Origin of the sequence: Paenibacillus tepidiphilus (genome assembly GCF_008635795.1) — a bacterium.
GTDB classification, from domain to species: Bacteria; Bacillota; Bacilli; order Paenibacillales; family Paenibacillaceae; genus Paenibacillus_AQ; species Paenibacillus_AQ tepidiphilus.
Genome location: NZ_VWRQ01000028.1, coordinates 15,153 through 28,551, shown reverse-complemented (window position 1 = coordinate 28,551; position 13,399 = coordinate 15,153). Strand labels below are relative to the sequence as shown.

The window sequence follows — 13,399 nt, the reverse complement described above, 5'->3', positions numbered from 1 at the left end:
CCTGACCTACTATATAAATGAGAGGATGAATCCACATGGCCAACACTTTGCTCAGCATTCAAGTGATTCCCAAGACACCGAACAACGAGGACTCGATTCCCTATGTCGATAAAGCGATCGAGGTGATTCAGAACTCCGGCGTGAAGCATCAGGTCAACCCGCTGGAAACGACGATGGAGGGCGACATAACGGAGCTGCTGGAAGTGGTGCGGCAGATGCATGAAGCGCTGATCGAAGCCGGAAGCCCCAGCGTCATCTCCCAGATCAAAATCGCCCACAACCCGCAAGGCATCAGCATGGAGAAGCTGACGGAGAAATACCGGCCGTGAAATCGTACTGGAGTCAAGTCTGGCCGCCCTTAGTGGCGGTCGTTCTTTTTCTGGGCGGGTGGCAGCTGGCGGTGTCCCTGTTTCACATCGAAGCCTGGATTCTGCCCGGACCGGCCGCCATTGCCAGTGAAGCCGCGGGTAACACTCCCGGGCTGTGGAAGCATACGGCGGCTACGCTGCGCCTGACCCTGATCGGCTTCCCGGTAGGGACGACGGTGGGCCTGATTGTCGCGCTGCTGCTGCATCTGCTGCCCGGCCTCAAGCGGGCGATATATCCGCTGCTGATCCTCAGCCAGAATATCCCGACCATCGCGCTCGGCCCGCTGCTGATCATCTGGTTCGGCTTCGGCCTCCTGCCGAAGGTCGTGCTGATTACGCTCGTCTGCTTCTTCCCGGTAGCCGTGGCCGCCATGGGCGGGCTCGCCCAGAGCGACCGGGTCATGCTGAATTATATGAAGATGGCCGGGGCCAGCAAGTGGCAGATCTTCAGCAAGCTGGAGCTGCCGGGCTCGCTGCCCTCGCTGTTCTCCGGCGTGCGAATCTCCGCTACCTATGCGGTGATGGGTGCCGTGGTCGCCGAATGGATCGGCTCGGACAAGGGCATCGGCTATTACATGCTGCTGCAGCATTCCGCTTACCGCACCGACCGCGTATTTATCGCCATTGCCATCATCGTGCTGCTCAGTCTGGCGCTCTTTGCAATCATTACTTTACTGGAGAAGTGGCTGGTACGCTGGAAGCCGGGTAAACAAACCTAAAGAGGGGACAGAACTGATATGACATCATTTACCGAGGCTCTGAACTCCGCCTCCAGGACGGGCGATTCCCCGGGCTTGCAGAAGAACCCGCTCCCCTCCGGAGCCGGAGCTGGCGGATCGGACATTCTGCAGACACCGCCGCCCGCCCTGGAGGTCAAGGACGTCTCCAAAGCATTTACCCACCGCCGCCGCACAACACCTGTGCTGAATCAGGTCTCGCTGACGGTCCGGCAGCAGGAATTCGTCTCCATCGTCGGGCCTTCCGGCTGCGGCAAGAGCACCCTGTTCCATATTATCGGCGGCCTGACGCTGCCGGACAGCGGAACGGTGAGCATGAACGGCCAAACCGTCACCGGGCAGCGCGGCAACATCAGCTACATGCCGCAGCAGCCCGCGCTGTTCCCCTGGCGCAGCATCGAGGACAATGTCCTGCTCGCCGGTGAGCTGATGGGCGAGCCGCAGGCCGCAGCGCGGGAGAACGCCCGCCGCTGGCTGACTAAGGTCGGGCTCGGCGGCTTCGAGAAGGCCTACCCGCACATGCTGTCGGGCGGCATGCAGCAGCGCGCGGCCTTCCTGCGTGCCCTGCTCGCACCGCAGGAGCTGATGCTGCTCGACGAGCCGTTCAGCGCGCTGGATGCGCTGACGCGCAGCGACATGCAGCGCTGGCTGCTGGAGCTGTGGGAGGAGAACCGCCGCTCCGTGCTGTTCATCACCCACAACATCGAAGAAGCGCTGCTGCTCTCCAGCCGCATCTATGTGTTCTCCGGGCGTCCCGGCTCCGTTCTCCACAGCGTGGACGTTCCCTTCCCCCGGCCGCGGCGCGAGGAGATCACCGATACGCCCGAGTTCCTGCAGATGAGGCGTCAGCTCTCGCAGTGGATGCGCGAGGAGCAGGCCAAGGGACGGAACTAATCCGGCGGCACTACCATTATCGGCACAGCCGCTATCTAATCTGCGAAGCCCTGCCTCCGGATAATCCGGAGGGCAGGGCTTTTTTCATACGGCGAACCTGTGACCGGCAATTGAAGAAGAGCAACAAAAGTCAAAAAAAGGCGGCGTGATTCTGATAAGCTTCTGGTTAGAGGGGGTGAGACCATGAATTACAGCGCGATGATCCAGCAGACAATCGGGTACATCGAAACCAATCTTCACGAAGAGCTGTCACTGGAGGGCATTGCCAAATACATCGGCTTTTCCAAGTATCATTACCATCGCATCTTTCAAAAAGAAGTAGGTGTGACGTTATCGGAGTATATCCGCTACCGCCGAATCGCCAATGCCGCCAATATTCTGCTGTACACCAACGAGAAAATCATTGAAATTGCGGTCCATTACCGGTTTGAAAGCCAGGAATCGTTCACCCGGGCCTTCAAAAAATATTATCGCCTGCCGCCGGGGCAATACCGGAGAATTATCGGCAGCCTGATTAATCAAGAGGAGGAAGCTGGAATGAAACAGGAGGAAACGGTCAAAGGCTGGTTCTTAAGCGGCAGTCATCCGTTCAATTACACGATGGGCCTGGACCCTAAGAATTTTCATAAAGGAAGGGCATCCGGGTTCTTAAAATCAGCTACAGTTGAAGCCAATGATGAATTCGCCACGATGATGCAGCAGTTTAAAGCGGATAACTATGTAGGCAAACGGATCCGGCTCTCGGGATTCATAAAATCTGCGCGGGTCAGCGTCTTCTGCGGCTTCTGGATGAGGGTGGACAATAACCTTGGTGACATCGTGCAATTTGATAATATGAGCAACCGCCCCATTTCCGGCGATACCGAATGGAACCATTATGCCATTGTATTAGACGTGCCGGACAACAGCACCATCATTTCCTTCGGGGTCATCCTGTCCGGACGCGGCCAGGTTTGGGTGGATGGGCTCAGGTTCGATGAGGTGGACGACAGTACGCCGACTACGAATCTCGATTATACGCAGGAGCTATTGGACGAGCCTGTCAATCTGTCTTTTGAAGAGTAGCCGGTAAGCGGTGAGAGAAGAGGAGAATTGTGCATGGTTATCGAAACGGTCCGGACTGTGGTAAATTATCTGATCGACTTGCTCTCCGGAGATTTGCCGGCGCTTTATTACCGGTGGATTGTACTGCTGCTTGCAGTGCAAATCATCCAGTTAACGGTCACCTACCGTTACTTCAAGACCGGCAAAGGCTTTGCTGTCTATTTCGCTGAGGGTACAGCAGGCTTTGCAGTGCTTATCCTCGCAGGAATCCTGTTGTCCAAATTTTTCGCCTTCATCATTGAGGATGCTTTTATCCGTTCTTCCGGTATGGCGCATGCTTTCATATCACTGATCATCACAACAGCTTATGTAGCGACTGAAGGCCTTAAGTTATTGCTGCGAAAAAAAGTCAACGACAAAGACCGGCGCTTCCTGCTGATGCTGGCGCTGGCCCTTACCGCCAACAGCCTGTGCTTTTACTGGCTGCTGCCATTAACAGAGGCTATGTTCCTGGCTTCCAGAGCTTTTATGGTGACGATGATTGTTGCCGTCTCTATTCTTATGCTGATTCTCTATCACTTTGAGGAGGAAGAAGCTTCGCCCCTTACTGAGAAGAGTACGGTGTAGCGGCCGCTACCAGAGGACCGCAGTCTATATCCAGCCCTTCTCTTCCGCCAGCCGCACCGCTTCAATCCGGCTCTTCACCTCCAGCTTGCCGAGAATCTCGGAGATGTAGTTACGGACGGTCCCGTACGAGAGATGCAGGCCGGAGGCGATCTCCCCGGCCGAGAGCCCTTCTCCGGCCAGCTTCAGAATGTCGCGTTCGCGTTCCGTAAGCGGGTTCTCTTCGCGCAGACTGCCGAAGGCCAGCTCCGGCGACACCTCCCGCCGTCCGTCCATCACCCGCCGAATTGCCTCGGCCAGCTTGTCCACCGGCTCATCCTTAAGCAGGTAGCCTTGAATGCCGGCCTTCACACCGCGCTCGAAATAACCCGGACGGGCGAAGGTTGTCAGAATAATCACTTTCGCCGGATTCCCCGCCGACTGGAGCGTTTCCGCCACTTCCAGTCCGCTCTTCAGCGGCATTTCAATATCGAGCAGCGCCACATCCGGCTGCAGTCTGCCGATCAGCTCCAGCGCCTCCGCGCCGTCGGCGGCTTCTCCCGCAACCTCCAGATCCTCTTCCAGACTGAGCAGTGAAGCCATCGCACCGCGCAGCAGCCGCTGGTCCTCGGCGATTACAATGCGTATCATCGGGCCAGGCCCTCCTCTCTCTCTTTGACCACTCTGGGAATGACAACCGTCAGGCATGTTCCCTTAAGTCCTGAATCGCCAGACGGCGCATCCACCGTAAGCGAGCCGTCCACCAGGGATAAACGCTCAGCCATTCCCTTAAGGCCGTTACCCTCCCGGCGTCCCGCCAGACCGACTCCGTTGTCGCATATGGTCATGCGCACCTCGCCTGTGAGAAGCTCAAGCCCCAGCCGGCAGCGGGTCGCCCCGCTGTGCTTCACAATATTCGTCACCGCCTCCTTAAGGCAGAGACTGAGTATGTTCTGCGACAGGTCAGACAGACCGTCATGATCCGGCTCGACCTCGGTCTCGAGGGCAATCTCTGCGGAACGCAGCATCTCGCCCGCCTCCGCCAGCCCCTCGGCCAGCGTCACGGCGCGCATATCCGATACCAGCTCACGCACCTGCCGGAGCGCGGCCCGGGAGATGCGCTGAATCTCCCGCGCCTCCTCCGCCGCACGCTCCGGCTGCTTCAGAGCCAGCTTCTCCACGAGCTGGCTCTTGAGCGTCAGCAGCGAAAGGGTATGCCCCATCGTATCGTGCAGATCGCGGGCAATCCGCATCCGTTCATCCCGCTGCACCAGCTCCTTGATGACTTTGTTGGCCTGCTCCAGCTTCAGCTCCAGCGCCTGCTTGCGGCTTAGCGAGCGGGCGCCGAACGGAAAGGCCAGCATAATGACAAGAAACGGCAGCAGATACAGCAGATCTTCCAGCGGAAAATTCCAGACGGCAGCCGCAACTGTACCCAGCATGATGACGGCGTACAGGACATACGCTCTGCGGAAATCGTGAAACTCCGAATACCAGCCGACAAAATTGGAAGCGAAGTAACCCATATAAATATTATAAGGACTGTAGAACAGGCTCAGCACTACAATGAGCAGCAGCTGCAGCGTCAGCCACAGGTCAAACGCCCTGCCTCTGGCCCAGTACAGCTGCCGGTAAGTAACGGCGAACACCGCCAGAATCAGCACGCCAAGCAGCAGCTTGAGCCCCTGCTCGCCCCTCAGATTAAGCGCCGGCATCAGCAGATACAGTAGCCACACGTAAGGGAAGAACCCTTGTTTGGACGGAAACAAGCGAAACTTCCTCGCTGTCATTGGCGATTACACCGCTCTCTGTTTGTGTCGTAGATACACCGATAATATCATAAACAGAGCCAGATAGCCGCCCAGAATCAGGATCACCGCTCCTTGCGGATGGTCTCCGCGCACAATGGCCCATGCCCCGCTCCCGTAATTGTAGGAGGGCAGCCAGTGCCCGATCTCCTGCACCGTCTTCGGCAGAATCTCCAGCGGCATCCACATGCCGCCCGCTATCGCCAGACCCATGTACAGCACATTGCTGACACCGCTTGCCGTGTCCACCCGCTTCATCATTCCAATCAGTGTACCGAGCGCCAGAAACGGCAGCGAGCCCGCGACAATCCACAAACCGCTGAAGATCCACTGTCCGGAGGACAGCTCCACACCGTTCACATATCCCGCAGCAAAAATACAGATAACCGAGAACACATGCACCGCCGTCTGGCCGACCATTTTACCGAGAAAAAAGGCATAGGCCGGCAGCGGCGTAATCCGGATATATGTATTCCAGCCCTGGTTCCGCTCCTGCACGAGCCGGATGCCCAGCGTCATAATGGATGAGCCCATTACACTGAATGCGGCCATCGACATCAAGTAATGCGCCCGCCACTCTCCTGCATCCTCCGCACCTGTGTTGATGACCCGTGTGAACAGGAAATAGAACAGGATCGGCATCGCCAGCGACCAGAAGATAAAATACGGGTTGCGGAAAATCCGCAGCAGTTCGGCTTTGCATTGCCCTATAATGAGTTTCATGAACGAACACCCTCCCCCGGGTTCAATGTCAATTGCTCAAAGGCCTCCTCCAGGCTGCCCTGTTCTACAAGAATATCTCTAACGCCCAATCCTCCGGCAAAAATCAGCCGCAGCGCCTCGTCCGCATTCTCCGCCCTCACGACCAGCCGCCCCTCATGCTCCTCGACGCCTTGTATCGCGGGCAGCTGCAGCAATTGTTCACGGAGCAGACGGGGATCGCCGGCCGGCCGGAAGGACAGCGAGCGCTTCGCGATTCTGGACTTGATCTCGGCGGGACTTCCGTCGGCTGCCAGCATTCCGCCGCTGAAGAGCAGAATACGGTCCGCATAATCCTCCGCTTCCTGCAGGTAATGCGTGGTGAATAAAACGGTCTTGCCCTGGCCCGCCAGAAACCGGACCCTCTCCCAGAAGCGGCGCCGCGCTACTGTATCCAGTCCCACCGTAGGCTCGTCGAAGAACAGCAGATCGGGATTGCCGGCCAGCGCCAGGGCAAAGCCCAGGGATCGCTTCTGGCCGCCGGACAGCTTCTCCGCATAGCGCCGCAGGTCCCCGGGCGCAAGGCCCGAAGCCTCCAGCAGCAGCGCGGTATCCACCGGATGCGGATAGTATCCGCGCACAAGCTCGATGATCTCCCCGGCCTTCAGCCGGTCCAATACGCTGACCTCCTGGAGCATCGCTCCGGTCCTCGCCCGGACCGCCTGATGCTGCGGCGGCAGCCCGAACACCTTGGCCGTTCCGGCGGACGGCTCCTGCAACCCAAGCAGGATGGAGAGCAGCGTCGTCTTGCCCGCACCGTTCGGACCGAGTATAGCGGTTACCGAACCCTTGGGCACACCGAAGCTGATGCTGCGGAGCGCCTGCTTGTCCCGGAAGCTCTTGCTGACATTGCTGACTTCAATGACCTGTTCCATGTGTTGTTCCTCCCGTTATCTCGCTATAAGTCTATTGTAGAGGCAGGAACGGACCGGCTTTAGTTGGGGCTGTCATTACTTTGAGATGACAACTGTCACCCGGCTTCTATTCGGGATGCCGATTCGGTAATCCAGCTTCTGTCTTAAGCCAGCCTGCAAATACCCGCTGCACCGGTTTAACAGGGAGTAAGCAGCATACCTGCGGGAAATCAAGGGGGCCCGTCCCGGCATCATCATGCCGGGACGGGCCCCCTTATGGAACCATTCATATTCTAGCGCTGCATAAACCCTTTGCTGAGCAGATATTCCTTCATGTGCAGCCGTGACGGCTCGGCGAAGCGCTTGACCATCATCGCCGACCACGGCGTATCCATCTTGCCGCCGCTGCGCTTCAGCATATACTCCTTCGAGACCTCGTCGTAGACGGCCACCTGCGCGGCCGTCTTCTCCTTCTCGTAGCGGCCCCGGTGCAGCACGCCTTCCAGCGGCAGCCGCGGCCGGATACCCGCCGGCCCTTCCGGATAGCCAAGGCACATGCCGAAGACCGGGTAGACCAGCTCCGGCAGACCGAGCAGCTCGGACAGCTCGGCGATGTTATTGCGGACACCGCCGATGTACACGATGCCGAGGCCCAGCGACTCGGCGGCAACGGCCGCATTCTGTGCAGCCAGCGCGGCATCGACGGTAGCGACGATGAAGTTCTCCGTCGTATCGAAGGTACCTCCGTCCGGAAGCTGCGGTCCGGCCGTTTCATGCAGCCGGTATAGATCGGCGCACCAGATCAGGAACACCGGACACTCCTCAATGTAGGCCTGGTTCCCGGAGAGGGCGGACAGCTGCGCCTTCTGCTGCGGATCGGTTACCGCAATCACGCTGTAAGCCTGGACATTGCTGGAGGTGGACGCCATCTGCGCCGCACCGATAATGGCGGCAAGCGTATCCTCGCCGACCGGGCGGTCCTGATACTTGCGCACAGATGCATGCTGCATCAGCAGCTCAAGGGTTTCATTCGCGGCAGGGTTAGCCTGATTCTCATTGCTCATCGTCTAATCACTCCTTACAAAGGTAAGCTGCTTCTCTTACAGTTTCACCCGCTGCAGCCGCAGCGCATTCAGCACCACCGAGACGGAGCTGAAGGCCATGGCCGCACCGGCGAGCCATGGAGCCAGAAAGCCGAGAGCAGCTATCGGTATACCAATTGTATTGTAAGCGAGCGCCCAGAACAAATTCTGCTTAATATTGCGCATCGTCTTGCGGCTCATCAGGATGGCGTCCGGGATGCTCATGAGGTCTCCCCGCATCAGCGTAACATCCGCCGCCTCCATGGCCACATCGGTGCCGGTGCCGATGGCCATTCCGGTGTCGGCCGTGGCCAGGGCCGGAGCATCGTTGATGCCGTCGCCGACCATCGCCACCTTGCGGCCGCCCTCCTGCAGCCGGCGGATCTCGGCGGCCTTGCCTTCAGGCAGCACCTCCGCCAGCACGGTGTGGATACCCGCCTGATCGGCGATTGCCTTCGCCGTCAGCTTGTTGTCGCCGGTGATCATCACCACCTCTATGCCCATACCATGCAGTCTGGCGACAGCGGCCCTTGAGGTCTCCTTGATCGTATCGGCCACCGCCACGATGCCGGCGACCTCTCCTGCCACCGATACCAGCATCGCTGTCTTGCCTTCCTGCTCCAGCTTCTGCATCAGACCGCCCCACGGGGCAGTATCCGCACCGTTCTCCTCCATCATCCGCCGTGTACCCACACGGACCTCCTGCCCGTCGACCACGGCCATAATGCCGCGGCCCGGCACCGCTTCGAACTGCCCCGCCGCCGGCAGGTCCAGTCCCCGCTGCACCGCTCCCGCTACAATTGCCTCGGCCAGCGGATGCTCGGACAGCTTCTCCGCCGCTGCGGTGAGCGAGAGCAGCCGGTTCTCGGCAGCGGCCTTGCCATGCGCCGCAATCCCTGTCGTGGTGACAATATCGGTCAGTACCGGCTTGCCGCTCGTTACAGTACCGGTCTTGTCGAGCACCACGGTCCGGATGGCCTGAGCCGCTTCCAGATGCTCGCCGCCCTTGAACAGGATGCCGAACTCGGCAGCGCGCCCGGAGCCGGCCATAATGGAGGTCGGCGTCGCCAGCCCCAGAGCGCAGGGACAGGCGATGACCAGCACGGCGATCGCTTTCTCCAGGGCCTCCGGGAATTGACCCGGCGCTCCCCAGATATACCAGATGATGAAAGTGACCGTTGCAATCCCTACGACAATCGGCACGAAGATGCCGGAAATACGGTCGGCAATCCGCTGGATTGGCGCCTTCGAGCCCTGGGCCTCCTCCACCACGCGGATAATCTGTGCCAGCGCCGTATCGCGTCCAACCTTGCGGGCCTTGATCTTCAGCATGCCGTTCTTGTTGATGGTAGCGCCGATGACATGATCGCCCGGCTTCTTCTCTACCGGGATGCTCTCGCCGGTCAGCATGGATTCGTCCACGGAGGACAGCCCTTCAACCACCTCGCCGTCCACCGGCACCTTGGTACCCGGCTTCACCAGCACGATATCCCCCGGAATCACCTCTTCCACCGGAAGGCTGAGCTCGGCCCCGTCACGGATGACCAGTGCGGTCTTGGCCTGCAGCCCCATCAGGCTGCGTATGGCCTCGGAGGAGCGGCCTTTGGCCAGCGCCTCGAACCATTTGCCGACCAGAATCAGCGTAATAAGAACCGCACTGGTCTCGTAATACATCTCCACCGTATGATGCATTCCGCTCATCGACAGAGAGTCGATTGTCAGATAAAGGCTGTAGAAATACGCGGCCGAGGTACCCAGCGCCACCAGCACATCCATATTGGCGCTGCCGTTCTTCAGCGCTTTATAGGCGCTGACATAGAACTGCCAGCCGATGATGAACTGCACCGGCGTCGCCAGCGCCAGCTGGAACCAGGGATTCATGAGCAGGCCAGGCAGCGGAATCCATGAGGTGAAGGAGAAATGCGCAACCATCGCCCAGAGCAGCGGGAAGGACAGCACCGCCGAGACAATCCACTTATTCCGCTTGCGCACAATTTCCTTGCTGCGGCTGTCCGCCGTCTCCTCCCGGTCACGCTTCAGCGCCGCCCGGTAGCCCAGGCTGCCCACCTTGTCGATGATGTCGGCCGTACTGATATTGCCCGGACTGTATTCGACATGGGCCGTCTCCAGCGCCAGATTCACATTTACCGCCGACACTCCAGGCATCCGCCCCAGCGTCTTCTCGATCCGCGCCGAGCACGCCGCACAGGTCATACCGGAGATATCAAAATCCGCTGCCTCCTTCACCGTATCATAGCCGAGTGAACGGATTTTCTCTTCGATTTGCGGAATGCCGGACACCGCGGGGTCATAGCCTACAGTCGCCTGCTCCAGCGCCAGGTTAACATTGACCCGGGAGATGCCCTCCATGCGGGAGAGGCCCTTCTCGATCCGGGCGGCGCAGGCAGAGCAGGTCATACCGGTTACTTGCAGCGTCGTTTGCCGTTCTCCCGCTGCTGATACTTGAGCCATGTGTCTCGCCTCCATACCCCCTAAGGGTATATTTTATAGGAAAAGAAAAGGCATTGGCGCCTTCAGAACCTAAGCGGTTCCCTGCTCCAAGCCTTAGTCTGCACAGTTACAGTCTTACTTAACGACGTCGTAGCCCTGATCCTCAATCGCTGCCGTAATGTCGCCGAGGCTTACCTTGCTCTCATCGTATTCCACCGCTACAGTCTTGGCAGCCAGGTCCACCTTCGCCGATGCTCCGACCCCGCTGACCGCTTTCTCCACTGCGCTGACACAATGACCGCAGGACATACCCTCAACATTTAAAGTTGCGTTAGACATATAAATCCTCCTCCATTAAATAGAAATCTGTTATTTCATCAGCTTATTGACTGTGATGAGCAATTCATCAATGACCTCATGCTCTCCTGCCTCAATCCGCTCGACAATGCAGCTCTTCATGTGACCTTCCAGCAGCAGCTTGCCGACGCCGTTCAGCGCAGCCTGTACCGCAGCCAGCTGGTTGAGTACGTCGTCGCAATACGTATCGCGTTCAATCATTCCCTTGATTCCGCGGATCTGGCCTTCAATCCGGTTCAGCCGGGTGGTCAGCCCGCTCTTGAATTCCGGGGAATGATGGCTCTTGCGGGCACCGGGAGCGGAAGGCGGACAACCATTCCCGCAGGAGTCCATGTCGTGGGCTTTCTCATTTGTCGCCATAGCAATCAGCCTCCTCACCACTACTATATTATACCCCCCATGGGTATGTCAAGGCGTCTTGTATACCTGTCCTGCCATGTCAGCAGGAATTTTTCCGGTTCAAAGCGAAATAATGCTCCTAGCTCCGGAGGCCGTTTATCCCCCTCCGGGCTCTGTATATCTCACTCATTCGAAAGGAGCGGCAACAGTGCACACACGAATTATCAGCAGACTGCGGAAACACCGCGGCCAGCTATACTCCCTGGCCCTATGTCTGTTAGGCTTCAGCTTGTTCGCCGCATACGGCATCAGGGAATTGGCTTCTTTGTCTGCGGTAACCTGGGGGTGGATTGCCGCCATGTCCTCGGCCTCGCTGATTCTGACCGTCTTCGCATTTCAGCTTCCTCCGCAGGGCAACGGACTCTCGCTGGATTCGGCGGCATATTTGGCGGCAATCTTTGTCTTCGGCACGTCTTTTACGCTCCTGGCCCTGCTATGCTGCTCCATTCTCTCCCTGTTGATCGAGCGGCGCGGCGCCCCATGGAGGCATCTTATTAATTTCGCCGTATACTGCATAATGATCACGGCAGCTTCGCTGCTCTTCACCATGCTCGGCGGCAGGCAGGGGCCGCTCCTGACCAGCTATCTGGGCGCATACGTCGCCGCTATGGCGGTCTATTTCATGCTGAATCTGCTGCTGATCGGCTTTTATCATTATATAGTCCACCGCGAGAAGCTGTACGATACACTCAAAGGCATGGTAACCGATACGATTCTTGCTTATCTGTGCACATTGGTGCTCTCGCTCGTGCTGACTACACTGCTGTACTATAATCATTTCGTCGGGCTGCTGTTGTTTCTCTGCCTCAGCACCTTCATCTCGTATTCCTTCAAACGTCTGTTCAGCATGTACCGCGTCATTGAGGACCGCGCCAACCGCGACCAGCGTACCGGGCTGTACAATCACAGCTATTTCGAGACCGCGCTGGAGGAGGAAATGCATAAATCCCAGCAGGGCGCGGGTTATCCGCTGTCACTGGCCATGATTGACATCGACAACTTCAAGCGCTATAACGATCATTTCGGCCATTTGAAGGGGGACGGTCTTATCGTATTCCTGGCCGAGCTGCTGAGCAAGGAGACCGCAGGCACCGGAATGATTCTGTCCCGCTACGGCGGGGAAGAGTTCACCTTGCTCATGCCGGGTTATGACACGGCCGCCGCCGGTCAGTTCATGGAGAAGCTCCGCCGCTCGCTCAATAATTCGCCGTTTGAAGGCACGGAAATTTTCCCTCAGGGCTGTCTTTCCTTCTCGGCGGGGATTGCCGGTTATCAGCCGGATATCCATTCCAAATCCGAGCTGGTGGAACATGCGGACCAGGCGCTCTACTACGCCAAGCGGCAGGGCAAGAACCTGGTGCATATTTACGGCCACCAGCCGCAGCTCGAGCAGGAGCTTGATTTCAGCCAGGATGTGCGTGATATCGAGCAGCAGCTAAGCCTGTTCATGTACAAGGACCGGGAGACCTTCAAGCATTCCAAGCGGGTCTTCCGCTATGCCCTGGACATCAGCGAACGGCTGGGGCTGGACAATCTGACCAAGCGGCAGTTCTCGCTGGGCGCGCTGATTCACGATATCGGGAAGCTCGAAATCCCCTGGAATATCCTCAACAAGCAGGACAAGCTGGCCCCCGAGGAATGGGAAATGGTCAAATGGCATGTGACCTGGGGCAAGGAAATGGCGCTGACCGGCGGAAAATACAAGGAGCTCACTCCTTATATCGAGCTGCATCATGAGCGGTATGATGGCAAAGGTTATCCTTACGGCTTCAAGGGCGAGGAAATCCCGCGCCTGTGCCGGATGCTGACAATCATCGATTCCTATGATGCCATGACTTCCGAGCGGCCATACCAGCCCACCAAATCGGTTGCCGAAGCCATCTGTGAGCTGCGGTCCTGCGCTGGCAGCCAGTTCGATCCGGAACTGACCGAGCTGTTCATCCGGTATATCGAAGACAGAGAGCAGGCTCTCTCCAGGGCCGCAATTTAAAAGCATGCCGTTTCCCCATTCAGGAAACGGCTTTTCTTATGCGTATACGCCGG

General features: G+C 58.2%; 14 protein-coding genes. 6 read left to right on the top strand and 8 right to left on the bottom strand.

Translation table 11 applies throughout. From position 1 onward, the window contains the following. Positions 1–35: 35 nt before the first annotated feature. The 5 genes from F1379_RS26055 (at position 36) to F1379_RS26035 (ending at position 3,670) form a co-directional block, all read left to right on the top strand. Positions 36–329 (top strand): thiamine-binding protein, encoded by a 294-nt coding sequence (locus F1379_RS26055; RefSeq protein WP_150275399.1) that lies wholly within the window; start codon positions 36–38, stop codon positions 327–329. Then, positions 326–1,087, top strand: a complete 762-nt coding sequence (locus F1379_RS26050; RefSeq protein ID WP_150275398.1) for an ABC transporter permease — start codon at positions 326–328, stop codon at positions 1,085–1,087. The genes F1379_RS26055 and F1379_RS26050 overlap by 4 nt, the downstream gene beginning before the upstream one ends. A gap of 18 nt (positions 1,088–1,105) precedes the next feature. After that, positions 1,106–1,999: an ABC transporter ATP-binding protein gene (locus F1379_RS26045; protein ID WP_203457181.1), complete on the top strand. Its 894-nt coding sequence runs from the start codon at positions 1,106–1,108 to the stop codon at positions 1,997–1,999. A gap of 183 nt (positions 2,000–2,182) precedes the next feature. Continuing rightward, on the top strand, positions 2,183–3,064 hold the full coding sequence (locus F1379_RS26040; RefSeq protein WP_150275397.1) for a helix-turn-helix transcriptional regulator: 882 nt from the start codon (positions 2,183–2,185) through the stop codon (positions 3,062–3,064). A gap of 33 nt (positions 3,065–3,097) precedes the next feature. Then, positions 3,098–3,670: a DUF5823 family protein gene (locus F1379_RS26035; RefSeq protein WP_150275396.1), complete on the top strand. Its 573-nt coding sequence runs from the start codon at positions 3,098–3,100 to the stop codon at positions 3,668–3,670. Positions 3,671–3,694: 24 nt separating this feature from the next. On the opposite strand, the gene F1379_RS26030 is transcribed toward F1379_RS26035, so the two are convergent. From F1379_RS26030 to F1379_RS25995, 8 genes are all read right to left on the bottom strand, one after another. Next, complete coding sequence (locus tag F1379_RS26030; protein ID WP_150275395.1) at positions 3,695–4,297, bottom strand: response regulator transcription factor; 603 nt, start codon at positions 4,295–4,297, stop codon at positions 3,695–3,697. Next, positions 4,294–5,415, bottom strand: coding sequence for a sensor histidine kinase (locus F1379_RS26025; RefSeq protein WP_239004818.1), 1,122 nt, complete (start codon positions 5,413–5,415; stop codon positions 4,294–4,296). The genes F1379_RS26030 and F1379_RS26025 overlap by 4 nt, the downstream gene beginning before the upstream one ends. Positions 5,416–5,442: 27 nt before the next feature. Next, a complete protein-coding gene (locus tag F1379_RS26020; protein WP_150275393.1) occupies positions 5,443–6,177 on the bottom strand; it encodes an ABC transporter permease in 735 nt (244 codons plus the stop codon). Then, positions 6,174–7,088 carry an ABC transporter ATP-binding protein gene (locus F1379_RS26015; protein WP_150275392.1) on the bottom strand — a complete coding sequence of 305 codons (915 nt, stop codon included), beginning with the start codon at positions 7,086–7,088 and terminating at the stop codon, positions 6,174–6,176. Before F1379_RS26015 ends, F1379_RS26020 begins: the two co-directional genes overlap by 4 nt. A 272-nt stretch (positions 7,089–7,360) precedes the next feature. Beyond that, positions 7,361–8,131 (bottom strand): oxygen-insensitive NADPH nitroreductase, encoded by a 771-nt coding sequence (nfsA, locus tag F1379_RS26010; protein WP_150275391.1) that lies wholly within the window; start codon positions 8,129–8,131, stop codon positions 7,361–7,363. Positions 8,132–8,167: 36 nt separating this feature from the next. After that, entirely contained in the window at positions 8,168–10,621 is a 2,454-nt protein-coding gene (locus F1379_RS26005) for a heavy metal translocating P-type ATPase (protein ID WP_150275390.1), read from the bottom strand. 114 nt (positions 10,622–10,735) lie between these two features. Continuing rightward, complete coding sequence (locus F1379_RS26000) at positions 10,736–10,939, bottom strand: copper ion binding protein (protein WP_150275389.1); 204 nt, start codon at positions 10,937–10,939, stop codon at positions 10,736–10,738. Positions 10,940–10,969: 30 nt separating this feature from the next. After that, positions 10,970–11,290, bottom strand: coding sequence for a metal-sensitive transcriptional regulator (locus tag F1379_RS25995; protein WP_239004826.1), 321 nt, complete (start codon positions 11,288–11,290; stop codon positions 10,970–10,972). A gap of 214 nt (positions 11,291–11,504) precedes the next feature. Between F1379_RS25995 and F1379_RS25990 the strand changes: the two genes are divergently transcribed. Next, entirely contained in the window at positions 11,505–13,346 is a 1,842-nt protein-coding gene (locus F1379_RS25990) for a bifunctional diguanylate cyclase/phosphohydrolase (RefSeq protein WP_239004817.1), read from the top strand. Positions 13,347–13,399: the final 53 nt, after the last annotated feature.